Here is a 24,383-nt window from a genome sequence, read left to right on the forward strand (position 1 = left end):
TTTAACGTTTTATATGATAATAATCAAGGCTATATTGTACAAATGTTGGTGTAATTCAGGCTTGATGTAGCGGCTACATATTGGCTTTTAGCTCAGGGTAGTCCTCTGCAAGAGAAGCGTACCAGCTTTGGTTGGTAGTCTCATCTGACGTCGATGCTAGCAATAAATTGGCCAAATTGGCAAAACTGGTATGGGCAGTTTGCCCGCCCTCTGTGGGTGCGTCTTCTTCAATGGCAAGCGTCACTTGACCGCCAGTCATCGCCAAGTAAACTTCGGCTAAAATCTCTGAATCCAGTAAGGCGCCGTGAAAGGTACGGTCTTGCTTACCAACGTCCAGACGACGTACGAGGGCATCCAATGTGTTCTTTTGTCCAGGATATTGCTGCTTTGCCATGACCAGTGAATCGGTCACTTGTACGCGCTCAGCAAAGTCATTGAGACCGACTTTCGCAAACTCCATGTTTAAGAAGTTCATATCAAAGGTGGCGTTGTGAGCGATAATCTCAGCACCATCCATAAAGTCGTATAATGACTGGGCAACTTGATCAAAGGTGGGCTTGTCCGCCAAAAATGCCTCAGAGATCCCATGAATACGAATAACTTCATCATCCATGCCACGCTGCGGATTGATATAGACGTGTAGTTTTTCACCAGTAAATTTACGCCCAACCATCTCAACAATACCGATCTCAATGATACGGTCGCCTTTTAATGCGTCCAGTCCTGTGGTCTCTGTATCCATGATGAGCTGACGATTTGCTTCATGACGATGTATCGGTTTTGGCAATAGCGGTTTGAAATGAGGATTGGCACGACTCGTATCCCCATCAAACTTGGGTGTATCAGTATCTATAGGTGGGATATCACTAGTCATGTCGGTATCATTCATGGGTACTTGGGCTTCTGGCATGGCTTTATTACTCATCATTTTGGGTGCGTTGTCTGGATGGTGAGGAGTCTCTACCATGACATCATTATGCATCATACGTGCTTCATGGCTATGTTGACTGTCATTGATTCGTAACTCATCTTCTGACACATCCTCAAACTCGTCATCTACCATATCTAGACCCAATGGGTCGAACTTTAGCCAATCATCATTGGCGACAGGTTTTTTATCAGTCGCTATGCGGTCTTTTTTTTTAGGGGCGTCTGATTCGTTTATCACAGGTTTTTGTGCCACAGATTCTTTTATCATAGAGGAGTGACCACTGTTTGACGTAACCCCTAAGTTTGCCAGTTCGTCTGCTTTTTCATTACCGGCATGTCCAGCGTGACCCTTAACCCAGTGCCAATCAACATCACGCTGTTGACATAGCTTATCCAATTGTTGCCAAAGGTCTTGATTGGCGACGGGCTTTTTGCTCGCTGTTTTCCAGCCTTTTTTCTTCCAGCCTTCAATCCATTCGGTGATGCCTTTTTGGACGTAGCTGGAATCTGTCCAAATCTCAAGTTTTTGCTCATGTGAGCTATGTGTTAGGGCCTGTATCGCACCCATGAGCTCCATGCGATTATTGGTGGTTTCCGTATCACCGCCATATAAATCCTGCGTGCTACCATCGCTAAATATAAGGTGCGCGCCCCAACCGCCAGCGCCGGGATTGCCTTTGCAGGCACCGTCAGTATACGCTACCGTTATGTTTTTCTTGGCGGCTAACGGATCAGTTGCGTTGCTTGTATTAGAGTGTGGCATGGCGTTACGGTTGTCTGACATAGAGATGTATAAACCTGATAAATAGTAAGCATAAAAGTAGTATTAGAGCATCGCGCTCATACTAATTGAACGATGCTAGTGCCGCTGTGAGTATAACAAATCTATCGTAAATATGGGTGGTCGTGACGCACAAAATCACAAAACTAGGGATGGCAACGCATAACACAATAGTAACCTGATTGTTTTCTGTTAAAATAGCTTGGCTCGCTAAAAAACGTCTATTTTTTAGCGAAAATGCTTTTAAAGAAGCCAATACCAGCGCGCTGTCTTTGTCACATTTGTCACAATAGTATCCAAAGAAAATATTTGTAGATAGCTATTTGATAGTTTTCTTATGACAACGCGCTCAGTGCAAGTCTCCCATACATGACCGCAGGATAGCTTTATTATGTCTTTATGCTCAAGTATTTTTTATAAGCGACTGACGTATCTGATGCTCAGTGCTACGGCCAGCACAGTGCTCCTTTTGAGTGGCTGTAGTGATAGCAGTGATGCTCAGGCAGATACTGAGGTCGCGGCAACCGATTTATCTGTGTTTGCAGGCTGTTATACAGTGAGTCAAGACGAGCCTGCGCAAATAAAGATTAGCCAACAAGAAGGCGCTTGGGTGATGCAGATGAAAGAGCCTGCAAGTGCTAAGCGTGTGTGGGATGAGCCTGAAGCGTTAGAAGTGATTAAAAATAGTGATATACCGCAGTTTTTCTCTATTGATCCAGATAATGTCGATGCGGTGATCGGGCGTCCTGATCGAGTGCTAGTATTGGCGCATGTCAAGCCTGCCTATGCCAATATCGACCCACTCTTAGACAGTGAGTATCTGTCTTATATTTACCGAGGTGCTAACACCATCTATCGAGTAGAGTGTGACGACATCAATACCGATATATTGGCCAATCCACATGCCAACGTCATTATCGATAATGTGAATGAGAGTAGTTAGATAAGTATTGCTCATAAGTAGCATAAATATCGTTGATGATCAATTGTATTTGTCCAAAACGATCTTGCTACAAGCCTTTAAATCAGTAGAGTCAAGCTATATGAATTTTTTTAGTTATGTTGTGTTAGGTGGGTTTTCTTATGCCGCGGGTTGGGCGATAAGAACGTATGTATTAGAAAAGCAGCCGAAGACTGACCAACCTTATAATCTCAAGCATCCTGCTATTTTGGCGTACTTGGCTGGGTTTTTTATCGTTATGCTGATTGTTTCGTGGTTGATTGGTCGCTATATTTTAGGTCATGTGGTGATTGACTTACCGTTTATCATCGTCAACAGCCTCGTAGCAACTTTCGTGTACTCGTTTGGCCTCAATCCAGAAAAAGCGAGCTACGATGTGCCGAATTAAAATCTGACGTTTGGAGGTTTAACCGTTCAGCGTCAGATTGATTAAAGCAACAAAAAAGCCACAACCAAGTGAGTGGCTGTGGCTTTTTTTAAACTGCTAATTATCGGTTAAGACATAACTAGTTACGAAGCCTTTTTGAGATCAGTACTGGTTTCATTGTCATCTTCTTCATCAGTGCTGCTTTTATCATGACTGATCTTGTCCGTGTGTTTGTCATTTTCCGATGTGCTTTTGGCATCCGCTTGTTCTTGTTTCCATACTTTATATTTTTGCAAATCTTTTCTGGCTTGTTTTAAACAAAATTTAAGTACAAGTGCGTCATCGATATAACCGATAAACGGAATAGAGTCTGGGATAAGGTCAATAGGATTTATTGTGTATATTGCCCCAACCACACCAGCTGAAATGGTTCTAAAAGGAATCTTACGATAGTCACCTTTATAGTAGTCTTTGATTAGACTCATAAATAGCATCAAATCATCGCTAAAAGGTTCAAGATAACTATTGTCTTCTAGCTTTTCTTTAAGTTTGTCTTCTTTTCCAATCAAGTATTTCAAATTAGAAACGAGTGTTTTTTCTTTATCATTTTTCTTGGTAAACATAATTGTTGCCTTTATTTTTGTGCGATGAATTTGTATCTACAGTAACAAACATACTCGCCCCATGTTGTATGTCTCGGTAGCGAAAAAGTAAATATAGGTAAAGGCTTAGGTAACTTGACTGCTGGCAAGATGCGTTACAATGTTTGAGTATGACGGCGTCATTTGTGATGTGCGCTACTGCAAAAGATGACAATGTATAAATCATAAAAACAAAAATGTATAGGTAGCAACAACGTATGGGTTCAAAAATACCGTCCATCCAGCAATCAATAGAAGATAAAAACCTACAGTCAAACCTAGCTGATGAGCTTAATGTTGGCCTAAACCGTCGACAGTTTTTGCGCCGAATAGGTGTTGGCGCAGGTGCTGCGGCATTAGCAGCGCAAAGTATTCCTCACACATTGGCTGCCAGCCTCATTGAGGCAGATAATAGCTCGCAGCTGACCAAAGACGATCTGCCGACTGCATTGTTGGATGAGCGCTCAGCGCAAACCTCTCTAATAACAAGCTGCACTACGCCCACGATTGAGACCAGACTGTTTGCCAGCTCCAATGTGGGCGGCAGTGATGAGCGCAATCAGTTGGCATTAGATCGCATGAGCTGTGCTGGGTTTAAAATAAGTAATCCCGATATTACCAATCGTCAATATTTGCGCTTTGCAGGTACGGACTCGCAGCGTGCCAGTGACTTCCAAAACCTCGCGACCGGAGCGATAGCAGCGCCAAAACTGCTTTTGGGTGTGCGCGGTGGTTATGGTGCGATGCGTATATTACCCATGGTTGATTGGACGACGCTTGGGCGTATTATGAAAGAGCGCGGCACAATACTCGCAGGGTTCAGTGATGTGACTGCGATCCAATGTGCGCTATTGGCGAAAGGGTCTATGAGTTCACTTGCGGCACCGATGCTTTATAGCGAGTTTGGCAAAACTGTGCCTGATAAGGTCAGCTGTCGCCAGTTCGCTGAGGCCTTAACCAATCCCAACCTCACGATCACCATACAAGATGCGTCTTTAACCAGTCAGCAATTGCCTACCATACTCACAGCGGGCGAGTCCAAAGTGCTCACTGGTACGATTTGGGGTGGTAACCTAAGCGTGGTCTCTGCGCTGGCAGGTAGCGAGTATTTACCGCGCATTGAGGGCGGTATTGTGTTTTTAGAGGATGTGGGCGAGCAGGCGTATCGTATTGAGCGTATGCTGTATGATTTGTATTTAGCGGGAGTGTTTAAAGGTCAACAAGCGATTGTGTTTGGGGCGTTGTCTGGTTCAGGTGAGGACAGCTATGACAAGCGTTATGATGTTGCCACAGTGATTCGTCAATTACATAAGCTGACTGGATTACCAATTTATAGTGGCTTGCGATTTGGTCATATTGGCAAAAAACACAGCTTTCCGCTTGGCGCAATGTGTCAACTGACGCCCAATACATCAGGCGGCTACCAGTTGTCCTTTAGCGATTATCCAATCATCAAGGCGGATGCTATCCATGTCGAAGGCCTATGGCAGAATATGTAAACATGCATGACCACTAACTAACAGACTCTAAATCGCCAGCCGTGAAAACTTATCTTGATATTCCTTAGGCGTCAACTCTGTTGCCCGTTTGAACAGGCGTGTGAACGAAGAGATATCATCATAGCCGACTTGATCGGCAAGAGACTTGATACTCACATCTCCCAATTCGAGCAAGCGCTTGGCTTGCTCAATTCTGACGGCCTGAATATATTCAACGGGTCGCATCGCGACGCTGGCCTGAAAGCGTCTATTCAAAGTGCGCGGAGTGATATTTGCCATGGCAGCTAGGCTGCTGACTTGTATGGGCTGACGAAAGTTTTGCTCGATAAATTCTTGGACTTGTTTGACCAACTGATCGGAATGCGGCTTATGCAAAGTCACGTTGGTATAGCTATTCTGATTGCCTCGTTTGCTATCAATAATCTGAGTTTTTGCCACTTGTGTAGAGATCTCTCGCCCGCAGTAGCGCTCTATTAATAATAGCCCCAAATCATAAAAGGCGCTGCCGCCTGCTGCACAAAATATACTACCCAGCTCATCGCTTGCATGAGTGACAAACTGGTTCTCTTGTAAGTCCACCAGTGGAAAGTCTGCCTTAAATTTATTGGCATAGCCCCAATGGGTGGTGGCGACTTTATGATCTAATAGCCCTGCCTCCGCCAAGAAAAAAGCTCCGCTACAGTTGCTGGCAATATCCGCGTTGGTATTCGCCAGTCGCTTTAGGTGGGGTAGTAGCCCATTATTTTGCTTCAATACCTTATCAATAGAGTCGCCAATGGTGGGCACCAGCAACAAGTCGCACTCCGTGACATCTTGGATATCGCAGTGCGCTCGCATCATTAAGCGGTTGCTACATCTGATATCACCGCCGCCTAAGCTTGCGATTTGCACCTTAAACCTAGGCTCTACCGCTTCATTTGAAAATCGCTGCCAGCTGACCCCTGTAAATGAAAATAAATCTAAGGCACCAGCGAGCACGCTACCAAGCACACCATCGAAGCCAAGAACGATTACATTAAATGGTTTGAAATAGGGCATCAGTTACTCGCATCTGTTATTTTTCTCACTAATCATAACGTCCATAGGAGAAATTATTTCCAAATTTATGTCACATTTGACCATGATTATGTCATAAATGACAATACGGCAGTGCGCTAATTTAGATTAATATCAATTGATAAGCATTAACCCCCTTTGTGTTGCCTGACTCAATGATGCCGTAAATATCATAGATAGGGTCATGACAGAGGGTAATAATACAAACGGATTTGCCTGATTTACGATCGTTACATGTAATCAAAAGAAACTAAAAGAGACGACTATGGCCACAGATACCCTTATCAACGACTTTGAGTTACCGTTCCAGCTGTACGATGTGCTAGGAACACAAACCCTCACTGAGCACGCAAAGTTCTCAGAGCACAGCCGCGAGACCTTTGATGCGGTATTAGATACCGCAAATAAGATCGCAACGGATTTATTTTTGCCGCACAATCACTTGGCAGACAAGAATGAGCCGCAGTTCGATGGCAAAAAAGTCAGCATGATAAGCGATGTCAAAGTCGCTTTTGATGCGTTTCGTGACTCAGGTTTTATCGCTGGTCGTTACAGTTTTGAAGACGGTGGTATGCAGCTGCCTGAGACAATCATGACCGCGGTGGCAGGCTATTTTATGGCAGCCAACCCGTCGACGACCGCCTATCCATTTTTGACCACTGCAGCCATCAATGTCATTTCTCACTTTGCCAGTGATGATATCAAAGCCGCCTTTATGCCGCGTATGCTAACAGGCGAGTTCACTGGAACCATGGCGCTGACAGAGCCGCATGCAGGCTCGTCACTTGCTGACATCAAGACCACCGCTGTCAAACAAGACGACGGCTCGTACCGCATCAAAGGCAGCAAGATTTATATCTCAGCAGGGGACCATGAACTGTCTGACAATATCGTGCATTTAGTATTGGCCAAGATTCCAGGTGGCCCTAGTGGGGTAAAAGGCATCTCCTTATTTGCGGTGCCAAAGTACCGTTTGAACGATGATATGTCTGTCGGCGAGCGCAATGACGTGCATCTGACAGGACTGATTCATAAACTTGGCTATCGAGGGGCAACCTCGACGGCATTGAGCTTTGGTGACGCGGGCGATTGTTACGGCTACCTGATCGGTGATGAGCATTTTGGCCTGCGTTATATGTTCAAGATGATGAACGAGGCACGTATTGCGGTTGGGTTTGGCGCGGCGATGATTGGCTATCGCGGTTATCAGTATTCGCTCGATTACGCCAAAGATCGTACGCAGGGGCGCATTGCACCGAACAATAAACCTGAAGATGATGCGACTGCTATCATCCAGCATGGTGACGTAAAGCGTATGCTATTGGCACAAAAAGCCTATTCTGAAGGCGGTATTTCCTTGTGCTTATACGGCTCAAACCTAATTGACCGTATCAATACTTGCGAAGACGACACCCTAAAGAATGAGTTGACCGAATTGTTAGACCTCCTTACGCCCGTACTAAAAGCATGGCCGTCTGAATATGGGCCAAAAGCCAATGACTTGGGTATTCAAGTATTGGGCGGTGCTGGTTATACGCGTGAATATCATGCTGAGCAGTTTTGGCGTGACAATCGTCTCAATCCTATCCATGAAGGGACTAATGGCGTACAGGCATTGGATTTGTCATTCCGTAAGTTATGGCAAAAAGGTGGTCTTGGTATTCAAATATTAAAGCGTGAAATCACGCAAGATCTAGAAAATATCACCACGCCTGAGACTGCGGCACTCGCGGGTAAATTAACGCCTTACATGGGTCAGCTGCATGAAGTGCTGGTGCATCTAAGCAAAGTGTTGCAGACAGAAGAAGCCATTACGCTTACTGGTAACGCCCAAGCGCTGATGAATATTTTTGCCTCGATCGTGTTGAGCTGGATTTGGATTCGCCAAGCCAGTAAAGCTGAGCAGCTATTAAGCACGACGCAAGATATTGAGCAACAAAACTTTTATAAAGGCAAGATACAAGCGGCGAAGTACTTCATCGATTGGGAACTACCGTTGATTAACCGTGATATAGCCATTTTAAACAATGACAACGCTGTTTGCACCGACATGCAGGCAGACTGGTTCTAAGAACAACGCTAAGGAAAGAGCAATGACAACCATAAATAGACAATGGCGACTAAAAACAAGACCAGTTGGCGCACCAAGCACTGAGACTTGGGATTATACTGAGACAGAAATACCGACTATCACCGATGGTCAATTACTGATTAAAATTGATTATATCTCGATAGATCCTGCAATGCGTGGCTGGCTAAATGATGCCAAATCATATATCAAACCTGTCCAGATTGGGGAAGTCATGCGTGCCGGTACGGTGGGCGAGGTGATTGAAAGTAAGCATGAGAAATTTGCCGTTGGGGATTATGTCGCAGGTCACGATGGCGTGCAGTCATATGCGGTCAGTGACGGCACAGGATTGCATAAAGTTGATCCAAATCTTGCACCGCTACCTTATTATTTAGGCGTACTTGGGATGCCGGGCATGACAGGGTATTTTGGTTTGCTCAAAACAGGCCAACCAAAAGCAGGCGAGACCGTTGTGGTATCAGGTGCTGCGGGTGCCGTTGGTAGTTTGGTCGGTCAGATTGCCAAAATCAAAGGCTGCCGCGTCGTTGGTATTGCAGGCGGTAGCGAGAAATGCAAATTCTTAGTTGATGAGCTTGGGTTTGATGCAACGATCGATTATAAAAACGAAAACGTCAAAAAAGCCTTGAAGCAAACTTGTCCAAATGGCGTCGATGTCTATTTTGATAACGTTGGCGGTGACATTTTAAATGACGTACTTACTCAAATAAACCTACATGCGCGTATCGTCATCTGCGGTGCGATCAGTCAATACAACAACACGGAAGCCGTCAAAGGCCCATCGAACTATTTATCACTCCTGGTCAACCGCGCCCGTATGGAAGGCATTGTGGTGTTTGATAATATCAAAGAATATCCAATCGCCATGAAAGAGATTGCAGGCTGGATTCAGTCAGGCGACATCAAAGTAAAAGATCATATCGTTAAGGGGATTGAGACATTCCCTGATACGCTTATGATGCTCTTTAACGGTGAAAACTTCGGCAAACTGGTACTTAAAGTAGAGGAATAACTCATGACACTGAATACAAACGGAATTGCATCAGATGTAACGGGTAAGCGTATTTTGATCACAGGCGGCGCATCAGGCATTGGTGCGGCAAGCGCGCTGCTACTGGCCAGTCGCGGCGCAAAAGTCGTGATCGGTGATATGGCAGAAGAGATGGGTGAGTCTGTTGCCCAGCAAGGCCGAGATGCGGGCAACAGTATCGTCTTCAAAAAAGTAGACGTGACCAGTGGTGATGAAGTGCGTGCGTTGTTTGACTTTGCGGTAGAGACGCTAGGCGGTCTAGATGTGGTGGTCAATAACGCGGGTATCGACCACAAGCCTTCGCCCATGCATGAGCTGAGTGATGAGGACTTTGATCGCAATATCGCCGTCAATCTAAAAGGGGTCTGGCACTGCATGCGTGCCGCTGTCAATTGTATGATACCGAATGGCGGTGGTCATGTAATCAATGTGGCGTCTATCGCTGGTCTGCGTTCTGCGCCCATGTTATCGGCTTACAGTGCCGCCAAACATGGCGTGATGGGTCTGACCAAGTCGGCAGCCCACGAGTACGCCCGCGCCAATATCCGTTTTAATGCAGTCTGTCCAAGCTTTATTGATACGCCAATGGTACGCAATACCATGGCAGCCATGAATGAACGCGCACAGCAAGCAACCGTCAAAGCCAGTCCGCTGCGCCGTTTGGGTGAGGTGGACGAGGTGTCTGCCGCGATTGCATGGCTCGCTAGCGACGAGAGCAGCTTTATGAATGGCCATGCCTTTACCTTGGATGGCGGCATGTTGGCATAATTTGTGCGAAAAACGTCTAGAATATTTAAAACTATAAGGAATAGTGATGAAGGATTTATTTGATTTAACCGGTAAAATTGCCCTAGTGACAGGTGCGAGCCGCGGTATTGGAGAGTCTATTGCTCGTCTGCTGGCCTCAAGAGGGGCACACGTGATTGTCTCTAGCCGCAAAATCGATGCTTGCCAAGCAGTCGCAGATAGCATCAAATCTGACGGTCATAAAGCCAGTGCCTTTGCCTGTCATGTGGGAGATATGGAGCAAATTGACGCGATTTTTGAGCATATTAAAAGTGAGTTTGGTCAAATTGATATCTTGGTCAATAACGCTGCAGCCAACCCGTATTATGGCCATATTTTAGATACAGACTTAGCCGCTTTTGATAAAACGGTGGAGGTCAACATTCGTGGTTACTTCTTTATGTCAACAGCCGCTGGCAAAATGATGAAAGAGCAAGGCGGCGGTGTTATATTGAATACCGCGTCAGTCAATGGACTGGTGGCAGGTGATAAGCAAGGCATTTACTCAATCACTAAAGCGGCAGTTATTAGCATGACCAAGGCCTTTGCCAAAGAATGTGGTCCACTTAATATCCGTGTGAATGCGTTATTACCAGGCCTGACGGATACCAAGTTTGCCTCAGCGCTAACGACCAATGATAAGGTCTTAAAAATGGCGCTACATTCGATCCCGCTAGGGCGAGTGGCAGAGCCTGATGAAATGGCAGGTACGGTGCTGTATCTGGTGTCGGACGCTTCAAGCTATACCACAGGCGCGACTATCGTTGTCGATGGTGGTATGCTGGCTTAATTAGCTAATCTATAAGACATAGGTTAGATAAGAAAGTAATTGTTTAAAACTGCATGAGATAAATTTTCATGCGGTTTTTTTGTTTTCATTTTTAATGAATTGCATAGCTACTCTTCCTACTTTGTCATTGAATAGACTATTAGTGCGAAGTAAAAATGGGCTATACCGTGGCATAATTAATTTAAATAACCAAAAGGAGTCAAATATGGACTCATTGACCAATCATAAAATAAATACTATTTCTCAAAATAAAACATGGCTATTTGTGCCAGCGACTCGCATCGATAGGATAGAAAAAGCCTTTGCTAGTGGCGCAGATGCCGTGATTGTGGATTTAGAAGATGCCGTTGCCAAGCAAGACAAAGCGGCGGCTCGAGACGCATTAAAAAACTACTACGATGAGCAAAATGCAAAGCAAACTTATCGGCCCATTTGGCTGCGTATCAATCAAGCGGGTAGTGAGGAGTTTTTCAAAGACATCGTGCTTTGTCAGAGAATGCCTAACTTGGCTGGTGTGTTATTGGCTAAGGCCGAGCGCGCCGAAGATATCGACAGCATACATCAGCTGACAGGTTTACCTGTAATCGCTTTGATAGAGAGTGCCATCGGGCTATACCAAATCGATAGCATGGCAAAAGCAGTAGGCTTGGCCGCTTTTAGCTATGGGTTTTTGGATCTGTGTAATGATCTACAAGTACAAGTAGGGACGCCATCAGCCGAGATAGTTGCCAATCAGATTCGCTATCAGCTTATTTTGACCTCAAAAGTACATCAGCTATCGCCGCCAATCGATACCATTTATCCTGATTTTAAAGATGAGTCAGGGTTAAGTAATCGAGTAAATTTGTGGTCAAAAATGGGTATGGCAGGGATGTTATGCATTCATCCTAAGCAAGTTGCCACTGTGCAGCAAACCTTGCAGCCGATAGACAAAGCGCTTGCGTTTGCAACACGGGTGATAGAAGAGTATGAAAAAAGCGGGCAAGCGGTGTTTAAAATAGATGGTGAGATGGTCGATGCGCCAGTGATTGCGCGCAGTCGTCAACTTTTGGAGAAGCAGCGGTTATTAGCAAAGTAGCAGGCAAAGCTATAATGCTTTATTATGAGCCATATCTATTTGTATATAAAAGCACATTATGATTTTTATCAATAACCAGATTAGCCTCAATAATAATGAGGTAGAGATTAGTGCCATACGCGCACAAGGCGCAGGCGGGCAGAATGTCAATAAAGTCTCCTCTGCCATCCATCTACGTTTTAATATTCACACCTCAAGCCTAAGCGATGAATACAAACAGCGATTGCTAGACAGTAAAGACAGCCGTATCACCAAAGAGGGCGTACTTATCATTAAAGCACAGCAGTTTCGTACGCAAGAGCGCAATAAAATCGATGCGCTTGAACGGCTGCAAAGCTTTATCAATAAAGCCACGCATGTCAATAAAACCAGACGGCCGACCAAACCCAGTCGAAATGCCAAACGCAAACGCGTCGATCAAAAAACCCAGCGCGGCAAAACCAAAGCTTTACGCGGTAAAGTAGATTTCTAGAGAATTTGTGATACTAGCTTTTGTCATTGAGAGGTTTTGCGACACAACAGCTATACAGCAAAAGTCATCGTAGATTATGGCGGTTTTTGAGTTTATAGTGGTATAGGCGAGAAATTATCACCTATACCGTTATGCTAGATTAAATAGTTATTTAGAATGCGCCATTAAGTCCAATAAATAGGCTGGTTGAGTCATCGTCATCACCTTGTGAATGTGTGACACCAGCATTAGCGTTTAATAGACCAAAGTTTCTAGACACTCCAAGTGTCATGGCAACGTTATCATCATCAGTTTCGACCATAGGTGTCTCAAAACTAATATTAGATAGCGTATTCAAACTTGCCGTTACCGCTTCGCGATTGTCACTCAGCTGCTTTTGATAATGAATATCACCAAATAAGTTGAGGTTCTCCATCAAGGTATGATTGGCTTTGAGACCAATCTTGCCGTATGTCGTAGAGTACTTCTGCTCATCGAACTGCATGGCAACGCCAGACATCTCTTTTTCTTTGAGTCCGTCAATTTTTACGCGGCTCGCTGTTGCACCGATATAAGGTGTGACGGCAATATTACTTACCTGCAATGGGTAGCCTGCCTGCAGGTTGGCATAATAACGTTTACCATCAGCATTTGACTTGAACTGTTGTTGGTTGCTACCAAGTGTGACAGCACGTGTGACATCGACATCCATGTTGCCAAATCCTGCAGCACCATTTATCTGTAAGCCGCCAAACTTGTTGCTATGATAGACACCAAAACCAACTTCTCCCAGATCAATATCACTTAAACCTGTGCCGACATCTGAGTTTTCAAAGTCTTTTTGGGTGATGTTACCGTATAAGCCTGTCACGGCATTGGCTGAATTAGGATGAGCAAAATCTACACCAAGTAATACTTGGGTATTATTATCACCATCAAACCCTGCAATGTCTTGATTGGCGACTTCACCGACAGCCCATAGTGTACGGGCAGGTTTTTGCTCACTGCTTTGGATTTGGTTGACGTGTGACTGTAAGCGCTCATTGGTTGCAAGTCCGGTTGTCGTTGCAATATGTGGCAGCACACCGATTAGGCTGGGGGCAGTGACAACAGCATTTGCATAGTCAGCAATCATTTGATGCGCCTGACCGGTCGGGTGAATGCCATCAGCGAAAAAGTAGGTTTCGTTGGCATCAGGTGTTTCTAGATTGCTTGACCCGCAAAATAGTGAGCTATCAGTAACCAAGTCTTCAGTACAGGCTGGCGTGGTCATATTAGTAAATCCATAAGCCGTAGGATTACTAGCGATTTGTTGTAATAAGCTAAAAGTGTCTAGCGGTATGATGTTCGCACCAGTAGCTGCTACGCCACTAAGCATAAATTGATTATATAGACTAGTAGCGCCAGTACTTTGCGCTTGTGCCACAGGCCCTTGATCAATAGCTCTAGGCGTCAGACCGATATCAGGAATATTAGGTACTAAAATGTAGTTTGCGCCATTGTCTTTCAGTGTATTAATCGTTTCGGCCTGGCTCGCTACTGCGCCAAGTATCGTAGCTTGGGCATTAGCAGGATCTTCAGCCGCCGCAAGCAAGTCATTTGCACCTGCCCACACGACATAAAGTCCATTGGGATCTACTTGATTATTATCAATATAATTATTAACTTGGCTATTGGCAGAGGCCACCGGAATACCAAAAGCAGTGACATCTACGCCTGCTCTTGCACCACCAATTGCATAATTATTACCTGTCTGACTACCATCATAAGTATTGGCGACAGCAGTAGTACCTAGTTGTTCAGCGAATGACGTTGCCCATGTATTATCAGGGTTAGTAGTAAATTGACCTGACTCTTCAAGCCCAAACGCACCTTGAGTGAGGGGGCTAAAATATCCGCCATCCGTTAAACTGTCGCCAAAAAAAGTGACACTGTCATAAGCATTTGCGTGATAAATACCAGCGATAGATAGGCTGATGGCAAGCATGCTTTTGTTAAAATTTTTGAGAGTAGTATGACCAACTATGGAGCGAGCGGTATTACGGGGCATAGCGACATCCTTGTCATTAATGTAATAGATTGTCAATGGAGTGTAACTATTTTTTAGAAGGCTAGCAATCATTTTGATTACAACATCAAAATAATATTGTCTTATTTTTACAACTTTTGTATAGTCAATCAATATTAAAAGTGGTACAAGGCGGACGAGTGCAAGTACTACAGTAGTAGGCTAAACGAGTCTAACGCTGTAACACTTTAATAGTGGTTCGACCATATCCTTAAAAAAAATCTAGCCAGCCTTGCAAGGCTGTACTATTACCTAACCATTTTATTACATACATCACTACTTTTAAGCATTCACAAAGCATCGGTATCAATAGATAGATTACACTTAGCCAAGTCGCCGACTCAACTCAGGGAAGCGTTTTATCATAAATAACATTAGGAGCAGAGCGATACTCGCAATAGCCGCGCCGACATAACCCACGCTTGATATCGAGATATGCGTCACTGCATAGCCACCAAATAGCGCACCTGTACCAATACCTAAATTGATAATACCTGAGAACATCGCCATCAGCATGTCTTGTGCATTGACATCGACCATGATGACTTTTGCCTGCATTGAGATAATCAGTAGCATGAGTGCCGCGCCCCAAAGCAGTGCACTAACACTAAGCGCCCAAACAGACGTCACGACAAACAGCAATGTCAGCATAGAGACAAGTATTAATATCGTAGATATCAGCATCAATTGAGTGTTATATCTATCACCCCAACGACTGAATATCACACTGCCCACAATGCCTGCTGCCCCAAACAGTAGTAGCACAAAAGTAGCTGCGTTTTCGCTGATATTACCGACCTGACGCATAAAGGGTTCTATGTAAGAGTAGGCCGTATAGTGTGCGGTAAAGACGAGCAAGATAAGCAAATATAGACAGACCAGTAAGGGGTTCTTGAGTAGTTCTGGAATCTTTCTAAAAGACCCCTCAAACATACTTGGTAAGGTAGGTAATAGTCTCGCTTGCAAAATAAAGACGACAAGCGCAATGACACCAATGCCGCCAAATGTCGCGCGCCAACCAAACCATTGACCCACCAACCGTCCCAACGGCACACCGAGTACCATCGCAAGCGACGTCCCAGTCGCGAGCACACTCAGCGCCATGGCTTTCTTGCCTTCGGGTGCCACACGTATGGCGATTGCTGCTGTGATGGACCAAAATATCGCATGCGACAGCGCAATCCCAACTCGGCTAATGAGCAGTACATCAAAACTCCATGCAAATACAGATAGCATATGACTGGCAATAAAGACGGCAAACAGCCCTAAGAGTAACCGTTTACGCTCAAATCGACTGGTCAATAGCATCAGCGGCAATGACATCGCTGCCACAATCCAAGCATAGAGCGTCAACATCCAGCCCGTTTCTGCTGTGGTAATAGAGAAGTCTTGGGCGATATCGCTCAATAGCGCCACAGGGACAAATTCTGTGGTGTTCATAATAAAGGCACTAACGCCCATCAAAAATACTTGAAAATACTGAGTTCGGCGAGCGTTCGCGCTCGCCTCAAGGTTATGTGTCATAAAATCCAATACAAAGCAGGTGCTAGGGCGTGTCCCTAATTCAAACGTTTATCACTAAATGGGCTAAAAATAGCTAAATCTTTGACAAACGGCGTCAAATAGCTAGTCAATATCTCGATATTAACCAGCTATTTTCCTTGTTTGTCTGCGATTTATATTATCTTTATCACCATTTTTAAAATAGGGACACGCCCTAATACAGCGGGTGACAAGTCAAGGTGGGGCAGGTATTCTTGGAATACAAGGGTCGCGAGGCAAGATAGCAAGCCAAAGTCGATTGTAAAAGATGTTTTTTGATAAGGATTGTTAACCTAAAGCTCAGCATGAAAGGCCTAGGAAAAGAGAGTTAATAAAAAATACGCAATAGATATAGGAAAATAAAATTCAATATGAGGTGCTTTTAATCTAAAAACCTAACCATTTACTATTGAAAAATAAGTAAACATATCGGTATTTATTTTCTGCTATCTGTTGTGCTATCATCATTGAACGATCTATCGTGGGTTTAACAGTTTTGTTATTGCCGTCCGTGACAACCGTTTCATGGCAGCGTGATAAACCTTGCAACTTCCAGCACGATATAAAATAACCCTGGTAAAGCGCATGAGCCTGTACTCCGACAACCTCATTTGTGCCTGATTTTTTGCCTATTTGGGCGTATATCAACCTTTTTCGTCGGAGTTATAGGAGTCTAAGGTGTTCAATATCATGAACCACATTGCCAACCAATCTCAATATACCCGTCGTTATCACCCACGCCATCTCTTAGCACAATATGCGATCAATCAGATAGCCACACTTGAGCTACGTTCGCAAGATATTGTCAGCGCCATGGGTTATCCTATCAAGCATACCATTCCTGCCTGTGACCGCCTGCGCCATGTACTGTCGCATAGGTATCTTGGACTTGATAGCAGCTATATGGACAAATACTTTACCGCTGATGAGTTTTTGGCAAAGCTATTTGTCGTGCTTGAGATACCGTATCAGCCATTTGCAGAAGATATTGCTCAGATTAAAAATGACTTGACGAACCACTCTAATACGCTACCTAGATATAGCTTACGAGCGGAAGTGGATTTTACCTTTACGAGTGTCGATAATTGGGTGTCTCGTGGTAATGCTGCACGTTTGGCTCACATACGTCTCCCAGATGGATTTGCCAAATTAGACGATGCTCAACGTAAATCAGTGATTCAAGACAGCATCTGCGAGCATTATCAGCAGTATGAGGGCAGTTTGCCATACGATGGTGTTATCAAAGGTTATCGACTGACGATTGAACAAAACAACCATGTGGTTGATCATGCAGATTATGGCTTACCAAAATCCAGCAGTATCTAAAATGCTGTGAGTACATGAAGAGTGTAGTAATCTAAGCTCATCGACTAAGAAGCCTTAGTATAAATTAGAAGACTCAGTATAAAAAAGCCTCACTTTATCGTGGGGCTTTTTGGTTCTTTGCATTAAATTTTTTTGTTTAATGCTTCAGGTTTAGAGATGGCGCGCCATAAAATCACAAATAGCGCATCAAACTCTGCATTTAATGGCGTCTCTGTTTGGCGAATGGTATGCATTAAGCCAAGTCGACTAATAAATCCCATAAATACATCGAAGAGTATGTGCAGTGGGACAGTGTCATTGAGCACCCCACGATTTTGACCATCTTCTAATACCGCCAAAAACGCGCCAATTAACTCTTTGTTTTCATAGATTGCGATATTACGTATACGCGAGGCCGACACAGAAGACAGTACCATCACCGCATCTGGATGCGAGTCTACAAAATCAAAGCAGACCCACAGCGTCTTACGTAGACGATCTTGTACGCTATCAATCCCTTGCAGATGATCCATGATGCGAGCGGCTAATCTGCCGAGCACAATATCCATAATGGTATAAAACAGCGTTTGCTTGTCCCCGAAGTACTTGTAGAGCGTTTGCAAGGAAACATTTGCAGACTTTGCAATCTGCGCCATCGTCACCTCATTAGCATCAAATCCTGCAAAGACTTTACGAACGGCTTGCTCAATTTTATCCAAAGTTGCGGGTCGCATATCGGATAGGGGTGCTAGCGATCGCGTTTGCGTGGGGCTATCTGACTGATTAAAGGTTTTCATATTTATCGCTTCTTAAAGTATTGGTTATTTGATATGTCCTACTGATTGAATAAATTGCTGATTAGTTCTCATTATTAAATTAATGAGTAATATGAATTACCATTTTTATTTAATGGATTGCGAAGTGGTTTTTCATAGCCTAGTATAAGACTCGTATATTAATAAATACAAAGAATTTATCGCATATCTATAACGGTAATATAAATTACCATAATTTAAAAAATGACTTGGATATAGCTGTTATTCATTCAACCTTGTCAAGGATAGACATCATGAGTATTGAAAAATTTACCCCAAACTGGATGACTGAAGAGCATGAGATGATATACGACAGTGCCTTAAAAATGTTTCAATCTTGGGATCTTAAAGATGAGCAGTGGCGCAAAAACGGCATGATCGATCGCGATGCGTGGGAAGAGGCAGGCGAGATGGGGTTTTTGTGTGCGGCAATACCAAGCGAGTATGGCGGCGGCGGCGGCGATTTCGGTCACGAAGCCGCGCTTATCTACGCACAGACTGAGGCCAATCAGTCAGGATTTGGCGGCATGGTGCATTCAGGTATTGTCGCGCCTTATATTTTAGCCCATGGTACTGAAGAACAAAAACAAGCGTGGCTACCAAAAATGGCAACGGGCGAATATATCGGCGCTATCGCCATGACTGAGCCTGGCACTGGCTCCGACCTACAAAACATCAAAACCTATGCAGTAAAAGACGGTGATGATTACATTATCAATGGCTCTAAGACTTTTATCACCAATGGTCAGCACGCCAATCTTATCTTATTAGCATGCAAAACAGACCGTGAAAAAGGCGCGCAAGGTGTCTCACTTATCATCGTAGAAACGGACAACGTAGAAGGGTTTGAACGTGGGCGCAATCTCGATAAGATTGGCCTGACCTCTCAAGACACCTCAGAGCTTTTCTTTAGCAATGTCCGTGTACCGCAAACCAACCTGTTGGGTACGGTAGAAGGTATGGGCTTTATACAGATGATGCAGGAGTTGCCACGTGAGCGCCTCATCATTGCGTTATCAGGGGTCGGCTCAATGAAGCTGGCTATCAATCTAACACTAGATTATATAAAGGGCCGTGAAGCCTTTGGCAAACCTATTTGGAAATTTCAAAATACCCGCTTCAAGATGGCTGAATGCTATGCCGATTATCTCGCTGCCAGTACCATGTGTGATGCGGCAGTCGATGCGATGTTAGATGGCAAACTGTCTGTACCGCATGCTTCATTGATCAAATACTGGGTCACCGAAAAACAGTGCGAAGTCATCGATGAATGCGTGCAGCTGTTTGGTGGCTATGGCTATATGACCGAGTATCCTATCGCCCGTTTATATGCTGATGCGCGCGTGCAAAAAATCTATGGCGGCACCAATGAGATTATGAAAGAGCTGGCTTCACGCTTTATGTAAACGCTTATATTATAAAACTACGATAGTTATTGTTTATTTAAAAAATAAAAAAAGGATTTTTTATGACTGAGACTGCTTACATTTATGATGCTATCCGCACGCCACGCGGCAAAGGAAAAAAGGACGGCTCTTTGTATCAGGCGTCACCAATCTGGCTGACACGTACCTTATTAAAGGAGATGGAGCAGCGTCACAACTTGGATACCAGTTTGGTCGATGATGTGGTGCTTGGCTGCGTGACCCCAGTGGGCGAGCAAGGCTCTGATATTGCGCGTATCGCCGTCATTGATGCTGGTTGGGCACAAAGTGTGGCAGGTCTTACCTTGTCTCGGTTTTGTGCCTCTGGTCTGGAGTCTATTAATCTTGCGGCTGCCAAAGTCATGTCAGGTATGGAAGACATGGTAGTGGCAGGCGGTGTGGAGTCTATGAGCCGTGTGCCGATGGGCTCTGATGGCGGTGCTTGGTACATGGATCCGCGCGTGAATGAAGCGACGCATTTCGTGCCGCAAGGGGTGGGCGCGGATACCATTGCAACGCTCAAAGGCTTTAGCCGTAGCGATGTCGATGCTTTTGCCACCGAATCACATCGCCGCGCAGCAAAGGCTTGGGAGAACGGCTATTACGACAAATCTGTTGTCCCTGTCACCGATATCAATGGCATGATGCTATTGGATAAAGACGAAACCATCCGTCCTAATACCAATGTCGAAACCTTGGCGGGTCTTAAACCTTCTTTTATTATGCCGGGAAAAATGGGCTTTGATAGTGTGATATTAGACCGATACACCATGATTGAAACCGTGAGTCATGTGCATCATGCGGGTAATTCTTCTGGCATCGTTGATGGGGCGGCGATTTGTTTGGTCGGTAGCGCGGCGGCTGGGCAAAAAGCAGGACTAAAACCACGCGCCAAAATCACAATGGCCTCAGTCATTGGTTCAGAGCCTGCCATTATGCTGACAGGTCCAACGCCAGCTTGCCAAAAAGCCCTCGATAAAGCGGGCATGCAAGCCTCTGACATAGACCTTTGGGAGATTAATGAAGCATTCGCTGCTGTGCCGATGAATACCGCTGATGATTTTGGAATCTCGCTTGATATTGTCAACGTCAATGGTGGTGCAATCGCTATGGGTCATCCGCTTGGGGCAACGGGCGCGATGCTAATGACGACAGTCCTTGATGAGTTGGAACGCCGCGACTTACAGACTGCTATGATTACGCTATGTGTGGGCGGTGGTATGGGAATTGCCACTATTATCGAGCGTGTTTAACCTTTCTCTAAAATAGACTGAAAACCAATTAGACTAAAACGCAATATACAAAGAATCATTTAAGGGATAAAAATGATGACAAATAACCAAACAGTAGATAGCGTAATAGCCATTAACGCATTAGATAACTTCTCGGTCCAGCGTGATGACGAGGGTGTCGTCACCGTTACGATTGACCAAAGCAAACGCAAAATGAATGTCATTGGTGATGGCTTTACGGAGGCATTCGCCACGATAGTTGATAGTTTTATCAATGATGACGCCGCCACAGGCTTAATTCTCACATCGGCCAAAGACACCTTTGTGGTTGGCGCAGATATTGATCAATTGAACCAGATAGAGACAGCGGAGCAAGCATTTACATTGACCGAGGAATTAAAAGGGAGTTTGCGTACGCTTGAGACCTCAGGTAAACCCGTCGTCGCTGCTATGACAGGAACCGCATTAGGCGGTGGTTTAGAGTTGGCACTTGCCTGTCATTATCGTATTGCCATTGACACGCCTAAGACCAAGCTTGGTTTGCCTGAGGTGAAACTGGGCTTGTTACCTGGCGGCGGCGGTACTCAGCGCTTACCAAGGTTGGTCGGTATTCAAGTAGCACTGGAGCTGATGACGCAAGGCAAAGAATTGCGACCAGCAGCGGCAAAAGATATTGGACTTATTGATGCAATAGCCACTGATCGAGCAGATATGCTGAAGCAAGCAAAAAACTGGATTCAAAACAATCCAAGCGCTCAGCAGCCATGGGATGAGAAGGGTTTTAAAATTCCTGGCGGCGATAGTAAGCATCCTAGCGTTGTACCGATATTCTCTATCGCCCCAGCCATGGCCAATCAAAAATCTCACGGCAACTATCCAGCGATTACTCATATTATGTCTTGTGTGTTTGAAGGATGCCTAGTGGATATCGATACAGGGCTTGAGATCGAGTCGCGTTATTTTGCCGCTTGCGTACTGTCAACTGAATCTAAAAACATGATTAACACTTTATGGACGCAGCTGAATAGCATCAAAAAAGGTCAGTCTCGACCTCAAGGGTTTGAGCAGACCCAAACCAAAAAAGTCGGTATCTTGGGGGCTGGCATGATGGGCGCTGGCATCGCCTATGTCACTGCCAAAGCAGGTATAGATGTCGTGTTATTGGACACGGAAATTGCCAATGCAGAAAAAGGCAAAGCGTACTCTGCTAATATTTTGGATAAAGCCATCAGCCGACAGCGCGCTACCGAAGAGAAAAAACAAGCTCTCCTAAAACGTATCACGCCAACCGTCTCTTACGATGATTTAGCTGATTGTGATCTCATCATCGAAGCGGTGTTCGAAAATCGAGAAATCAAAGCTAAATGTACCCAGCAGAGTGAAGCAGTGATTTCAAACACGGCTATTTATGCGTCTAATACCTCAACATTACCGATTACTGGACTAGCAAAAGCCAGTACACGACCAAACCAGTTTATCGGTCTGCATTTTTTCTCGCCAGTAGATAAGATGCCGCTCGTTGAGATTATCGTAGGCGCGCAAACTGATGATGAAACGTTGGCCAAAGCTTTTGATTATGTTGTGCAAATAGGCAAAACGCCTATCGTCGTCAATGACAGTCACGGCTTTTATACCTCGCGGGTATTTGGCACCTATGTATCAGAGGGTATCGCAATGCTAGGAGAGGGTGTGCATCCGCGTAGCATCGAAGTTGCCGGACTAAAAACAGGTATGCCGATGCCGCCCTTAGCATTACAAGATGAAGTGTCGTTAAGCCTAGCGTTGCATGTCAGCGAGCAACAGCAGGTAGATATGGCAGCCGAAAGCAAGTCCGTTGCTGTGCGCCCTTCTTACGAGATACTAAAGACGCTGGTCAATGAGCATGGGCGCGAGGGCAAGAAAAATGGCAAAGGGTTTTATGATTATCCAGAAGACGGTGATAAGCATCTATGGCCTGAGTTGATAAACTTATATCCGCCAAAGTCAGAGCAACCGTCGCAGCAAGATTTGGTTGATCGTTTGATGTTTATTCAAGCCAATGAATCTGCCAAATGCTATGAGGAAAACGTCGTGCGCTCAGTTGCCGACACCAATATAGGGTCTATCTTTGGCTGGGGGTTTGCACCGCAGCACGGGGGCACGCTACAGTTTATCAATGCAATGGGCGTGAGTGCATTTGTTAAGCGGAGTCGTGAGCTGGCTGCGAAATATGGTGAACGGTTTGAGCCTGCCCAGATATTGTTAGACATGGCAGCCAAAGGCGAGGCGTTCTCCGATGACTGATACGCATTTATCAAATCATGATCAAATGGCAGATTGTCTACAAGGGTTACGAGTGATCGATCTGACTCGTAACCTACCTGGGCCATTTGCCACGCGCCTGCTTGCGGATTTGGGTGCGGACGTTCTTAAAATCGAACCCAAACAAGGTGATCCTGCTCGCGTATTTGGTGAGTTATTCGCAGCTTTGAACCACGGTAAGACGACTGAAAAGCATGATTTTCATGATCCCGAAGCGATTGAAGCTATTAAGGCACATCTCAAAGAAGCTGACCTGATGCTAGACAGCTTTCGCCCAGGTGTCTTAGCAGAAATGGGATTAGATACTAAAACCCTGCATGTCATCAACCCAAAGCTGGTAATGGTATCTATTACTGGCTATGGTATCGCAGGCAGTTACGCAAAAGAAGGTGTCTACTTAGAAAGTGCTGAGCCAAAAAATAGCTCTCAAATAAATCATAATTGGTCTGATAAGGCCGGTCATGATATTAATTTTATGGCTATGAGTGGTGTGCTTGATCAGTTAAAAACAGCTCAGGGTGAGCAGGCTATGCCCAATGTCCAGTTTGCGGACTTGGCAGGTGGTAGTGATACAGCAGTGATAGCACTGTTGGCTGCTGTATTTGCCGCGCAGCGTACCGGAAAAGGACGACATATTGTGATTAGCATGACGCACAGTTTGTACAATCATATGGTTATGCCAAAGGTGACGGGTAAGCTAATCAGTCGTTTTTCAGGTGACAATTCAAATAGTGCTTCAAATAATACTTCAAGTACAGCTCCCATGCCACAGCATGACTTTTTAGGCGGTGCATTACCATGTTATCGACTGTACCAAACCGCTGACCAGCGACATATGGCGGTTGGTTCGTTAGAGTTGAAATTTTGGCAAGGTCTATGTGAGGTATTGGAGTTGCCAGCGCTTAAAGACGTACATTGGCAGCTTGGCATCATGCCCAATAGGCCTGAGAGTCAAATAGCGACTAAAACAATGGCGGAAAAATTCGCCAGTCAAACGCTTGAGCATTGGCAAGGCGTATTTGCGGCAACGGATGTCTGTGTGACCCCCGTGCTGAATTTACAGGAAGCCAAGGCTCACCCTTTGTTTGCGCATCAAGATGAATATCAGGCAACCTCAGGATGGCAGCAAATTAGCTAGTCACTGGTATGGAGATGCCTTTTTAGTTTGTGTTATTTAGCCTGTCTGTCTAAATCAGAGTGATTGAACTTGTATATCTGTCTATCTAAAATTGCCTAG

At 44.9% G+C, this 24,383-nt stretch carries 20 protein-coding genes; 14 read left to right on the top strand and 6 right to left on the bottom strand.

All coding sequences use genetic code 11. The features are described from left to right. Positions 1-73 precede the first annotated feature (73 nt). Positions 74-1,714 carry a DNA polymerase III subunit epsilon gene (dnaQ, locus tag BLR43_RS02050; RefSeq protein ID WP_093068250.1) on the bottom strand — a complete coding sequence of 547 codons (1,641 nt, stop codon included), beginning with the start codon at positions 1,712-1,714 and terminating at the stop codon, positions 74-76. Positions 1,715-2,102: 388 nt separating this feature from the next. On the opposite strand from dnaQ, the gene BLR43_RS02055 reads away from it, so the two are divergent. Together BLR43_RS02055 and BLR43_RS02060 are read left to right on the top strand one after the other, a co-directional pair. Then, on the top strand, positions 2,103-2,654 hold the full coding sequence (locus BLR43_RS02055) for a hypothetical protein (protein WP_290127436.1): 552 nt from the start codon (positions 2,103-2,105) through the stop codon (positions 2,652-2,654). 100 nt (positions 2,655-2,754) lie between these two features. Next, entirely contained in the window at positions 2,755-3,060 is a 306-nt protein-coding gene (locus BLR43_RS02060) for a hypothetical protein (protein ID WP_071003638.1), read from the top strand. A 122-nt stretch (positions 3,061-3,182) separates the two neighbouring features. Here the strand turns inward: BLR43_RS02060 and BLR43_RS02065 are convergent, their stop codons facing one another. Next, entirely contained in the window at positions 3,183-3,662 is a 480-nt protein-coding gene (locus tag BLR43_RS02065; protein ID WP_093068258.1) for a YkvA family protein, read from the bottom strand. Positions 3,663-3,898: 236 nt separating this feature from the next. On the opposite strand from BLR43_RS02065, the gene BLR43_RS02070 reads away from it, so the two are divergent. Beyond that, the gene (locus BLR43_RS02070; protein ID WP_093068261.1) at positions 3,899-5,179 is read left to right on the top strand and encodes an LD-carboxypeptidase; all 1,281 of its coding nucleotides are present in this window, start codon (positions 3,899-3,901) and stop codon (positions 5,177-5,179) included. Between the two features lie 27 nt (positions 5,180-5,206). Here BLR43_RS02070 and BLR43_RS02075 read toward each other — a convergent pair whose 3' ends face one another. Further along, positions 5,207-6,217 (bottom strand): GlxA family transcriptional regulator, encoded by a 1,011-nt coding sequence (locus tag BLR43_RS02075; RefSeq protein ID WP_093068264.1) that lies wholly within the window; start codon positions 6,215-6,217, stop codon positions 5,207-5,209. 283 nt (positions 6,218-6,500) lie between these two features. On the opposite strand from BLR43_RS02075, the gene BLR43_RS02080 reads away from it, so the two are divergent. The 6 genes from BLR43_RS02080 to arfB all read left to right on the top strand — a co-directional run bounded on the left by BLR43_RS02080 (position 6,501) and on the right by arfB (position 12,480). After that, positions 6,501-8,306: an acyl-CoA dehydrogenase family protein gene (locus tag BLR43_RS02080; protein ID WP_093068268.1), complete on the top strand. Its 1,806-nt coding sequence runs from the start codon at positions 6,501-6,503 to the stop codon at positions 8,304-8,306. 22 nt (positions 8,307-8,328) lie between these two features. Then, entirely contained in the window at positions 8,329-9,336 is a 1,008-nt protein-coding gene (locus tag BLR43_RS02085) for an NADP-dependent oxidoreductase (protein WP_071001822.1), read from the top strand. Between the two features lie 3 nt (positions 9,337-9,339). Then, a complete protein-coding gene (locus BLR43_RS02090; protein ID WP_093068272.1) occupies positions 9,340-10,122 on the top strand; it encodes an SDR family NAD(P)-dependent oxidoreductase in 783 nt (260 codons plus the stop codon). Between the two features lie 46 nt (positions 10,123-10,168). After that, complete coding sequence (locus BLR43_RS02095) at positions 10,169-10,930, top strand: SDR family oxidoreductase (RefSeq protein ID WP_071001820.1); 762 nt, start codon at positions 10,169-10,171, stop codon at positions 10,928-10,930. A gap of 205 nt (positions 10,931-11,135) precedes the next feature. Continuing rightward, positions 11,136-12,008, top strand: coding sequence for an HpcH/HpaI aldolase/citrate lyase family protein (locus BLR43_RS02100; protein ID WP_093068275.1), 873 nt, complete (start codon positions 11,136-11,138; stop codon positions 12,006-12,008). Between the two features lie 58 nt (positions 12,009-12,066). Beyond that, on the top strand, positions 12,067-12,480 hold the full coding sequence (gene arfB / locus BLR43_RS02105) for an alternative ribosome rescue aminoacyl-tRNA hydrolase ArfB (protein WP_093068279.1): 414 nt from the start codon (positions 12,067-12,069) through the stop codon (positions 12,478-12,480). Positions 12,481-12,631: 151 nt separating this feature from the next. Here arfB and BLR43_RS02110 read toward each other — a convergent pair whose 3' ends face one another. Both BLR43_RS02110 and BLR43_RS02115 read right to left on the bottom strand, forming a co-directional pair. Next, positions 12,632-14,509 carry an autotransporter domain-containing protein gene (locus BLR43_RS02110; RefSeq protein WP_093068283.1) on the bottom strand — a complete coding sequence of 626 codons (1,878 nt, stop codon included), beginning with the start codon at positions 14,507-14,509 and terminating at the stop codon, positions 12,632-12,634. 342 nt (positions 14,510-14,851) lie between these two features. Continuing rightward, positions 14,852-16,051 carry a sugar transporter gene (locus BLR43_RS02115; RefSeq protein WP_093068287.1) on the bottom strand — a complete coding sequence of 400 codons (1,200 nt, stop codon included), beginning with the start codon at positions 16,049-16,051 and terminating at the stop codon, positions 14,852-14,854. Between the two features lie 708 nt (positions 16,052-16,759). Between BLR43_RS02115 and BLR43_RS02120 the strand changes: the two genes are divergently transcribed. After that, positions 16,760-17,395, top strand: a complete 636-nt coding sequence (locus tag BLR43_RS02120) for a hypothetical protein (RefSeq protein ID WP_093068291.1) — start codon at positions 16,760-16,762, stop codon at positions 17,393-17,395. Positions 17,396-17,517: 122 nt separating this feature from the next. On the opposite strand, the gene BLR43_RS02125 is transcribed toward BLR43_RS02120, so the two are convergent. Beyond that, positions 17,518-18,171, bottom strand: coding sequence for a TetR/AcrR family transcriptional regulator (locus BLR43_RS02125; RefSeq protein WP_093068295.1), 654 nt, complete (start codon positions 18,169-18,171; stop codon positions 17,518-17,520). Between the two features lie 272 nt (positions 18,172-18,443). Between BLR43_RS02125 and BLR43_RS02130 the strand changes: the two genes are divergently transcribed. From BLR43_RS02130 to BLR43_RS02145, 4 genes are all read left to right on the top strand, one after another. Beyond that, positions 18,444-19,595 carry an acyl-CoA dehydrogenase family protein gene (locus BLR43_RS02130; RefSeq protein ID WP_093068299.1) on the top strand — a complete coding sequence of 384 codons (1,152 nt, stop codon included), beginning with the start codon at positions 18,444-18,446 and terminating at the stop codon, positions 19,593-19,595. A 62-nt stretch (positions 19,596-19,657) separates the two neighbouring features. Next, entirely contained in the window at positions 19,658-20,866 is a 1,209-nt protein-coding gene (locus tag BLR43_RS02135; RefSeq protein WP_093068303.1) for an acetyl-CoA C-acetyltransferase, read from the top strand. Positions 20,867-20,938: 72 nt separating this feature from the next. Then, positions 20,939-23,128, top strand: a complete 2,190-nt coding sequence (locus BLR43_RS02140) for a 3-hydroxyacyl-CoA dehydrogenase NAD-binding domain-containing protein (RefSeq protein ID WP_227674259.1) — start codon at positions 20,939-20,941, stop codon at positions 23,126-23,128. Further along, on the top strand, positions 23,121-24,284 hold the full coding sequence (locus tag BLR43_RS02145; protein ID WP_093068311.1) for a CaiB/BaiF CoA transferase family protein: 1,164 nt from the start codon (positions 23,121-23,123) through the stop codon (positions 24,282-24,284). Before BLR43_RS02140 ends, BLR43_RS02145 begins: the two co-directional genes overlap by 8 nt. Positions 24,285-24,383 lie beyond the last annotated feature (99 nt).

Origin of the sequence: Psychrobacter pacificensis, assembly GCF_900101915.1 — a bacterium.
Classification (GTDB): domain Bacteria; phylum Pseudomonadota; class Gammaproteobacteria; order Pseudomonadales; family Moraxellaceae; genus Psychrobacter; species Psychrobacter pacificensis.

Excerpts from the sequence above, each read along its gene's own strand:
- dnaQ (WP_093068250.1), bottom strand. The coding sequence starts at position 1,714 with ATGTCAGACAACCGTAACGCCATGCCACACTCTAATACAAGCAACGCA.
- BLR43_RS02055 (WP_290127436.1), top strand. The coding sequence starts at position 2,103 with ATGTCTTTATGCTCAAGTATTTTTTATAAGCGACTGACGTATCTGATG.
- BLR43_RS02060 (WP_071003638.1), top strand. The coding sequence starts at position 2,755 with ATGAATTTTTTTAGTTATGTTGTGTTAGGTGGGTTTTCTTATGCCGCG.
- BLR43_RS02065 (WP_093068258.1), bottom strand. The coding sequence starts at position 3,662 with ATGTTTACCAAGAAAAATGATAAAGAAAAAACACTCGTTTCTAATTTG.
- BLR43_RS02070 (WP_093068261.1), top strand. The coding sequence starts at position 3,899 with ATGGGTTCAAAAATACCGTCCATCCAGCAATCAATAGAAGATAAAAAC.
- BLR43_RS02075 (WP_093068264.1), bottom strand. The coding sequence starts at position 6,217 with ATGCCCTATTTCAAACCATTTAATGTAATCGTTCTTGGCTTCGATGGT.
- BLR43_RS02080 (WP_093068268.1), top strand. The coding sequence starts at position 6,501 with ATGGCCACAGATACCCTTATCAACGACTTTGAGTTACCGTTCCAGCTG.
- BLR43_RS02085 (WP_071001822.1), top strand. The coding sequence starts at position 8,329 with ATGACAACCATAAATAGACAATGGCGACTAAAAACAAGACCAGTTGGC.
- BLR43_RS02090 (WP_093068272.1), top strand. The coding sequence starts at position 9,340 with ATGACACTGAATACAAACGGAATTGCATCAGATGTAACGGGTAAGCGT.
- BLR43_RS02095 (WP_071001820.1), top strand. The coding sequence starts at position 10,169 with ATGAAGGATTTATTTGATTTAACCGGTAAAATTGCCCTAGTGACAGGT.
- BLR43_RS02100 (WP_093068275.1), top strand. The coding sequence starts at position 11,136 with ATGGACTCATTGACCAATCATAAAATAAATACTATTTCTCAAAATAAA.
- arfB (WP_093068279.1), top strand. The coding sequence starts at position 12,067 with ATGATTTTTATCAATAACCAGATTAGCCTCAATAATAATGAGGTAGAG.
- BLR43_RS02110 (WP_093068283.1), bottom strand. The coding sequence starts at position 14,509 with ATGCCCCGTAATACCGCTCGCTCCATAGTTGGTCATACTACTCTCAAA.
- BLR43_RS02115 (WP_093068287.1), bottom strand. The coding sequence starts at position 16,051 with ATGACACATAACCTTGAGGCGAGCGCGAACGCTCGCCGAACTCAGTAT.
- BLR43_RS02120 (WP_093068291.1), top strand. The coding sequence starts at position 16,760 with ATGAACCACATTGCCAACCAATCTCAATATACCCGTCGTTATCACCCA.
- BLR43_RS02125 (WP_093068295.1), bottom strand. The coding sequence starts at position 18,171 with ATGAAAACCTTTAATCAGTCAGATAGCCCCACGCAAACGCGATCGCTA.
- BLR43_RS02130 (WP_093068299.1), top strand. The coding sequence starts at position 18,444 with ATGAGTATTGAAAAATTTACCCCAAACTGGATGACTGAAGAGCATGAG.
- BLR43_RS02135 (WP_093068303.1), top strand. The coding sequence starts at position 19,658 with ATGACTGAGACTGCTTACATTTATGATGCTATCCGCACGCCACGCGGC.
- BLR43_RS02140 (WP_227674259.1), top strand. The coding sequence starts at position 20,939 with ATGATGACAAATAACCAAACAGTAGATAGCGTAATAGCCATTAACGCA.
- BLR43_RS02145 (WP_093068311.1), top strand. The coding sequence starts at position 23,121 with ATGACTGATACGCATTTATCAAATCATGATCAAATGGCAGATTGTCTA.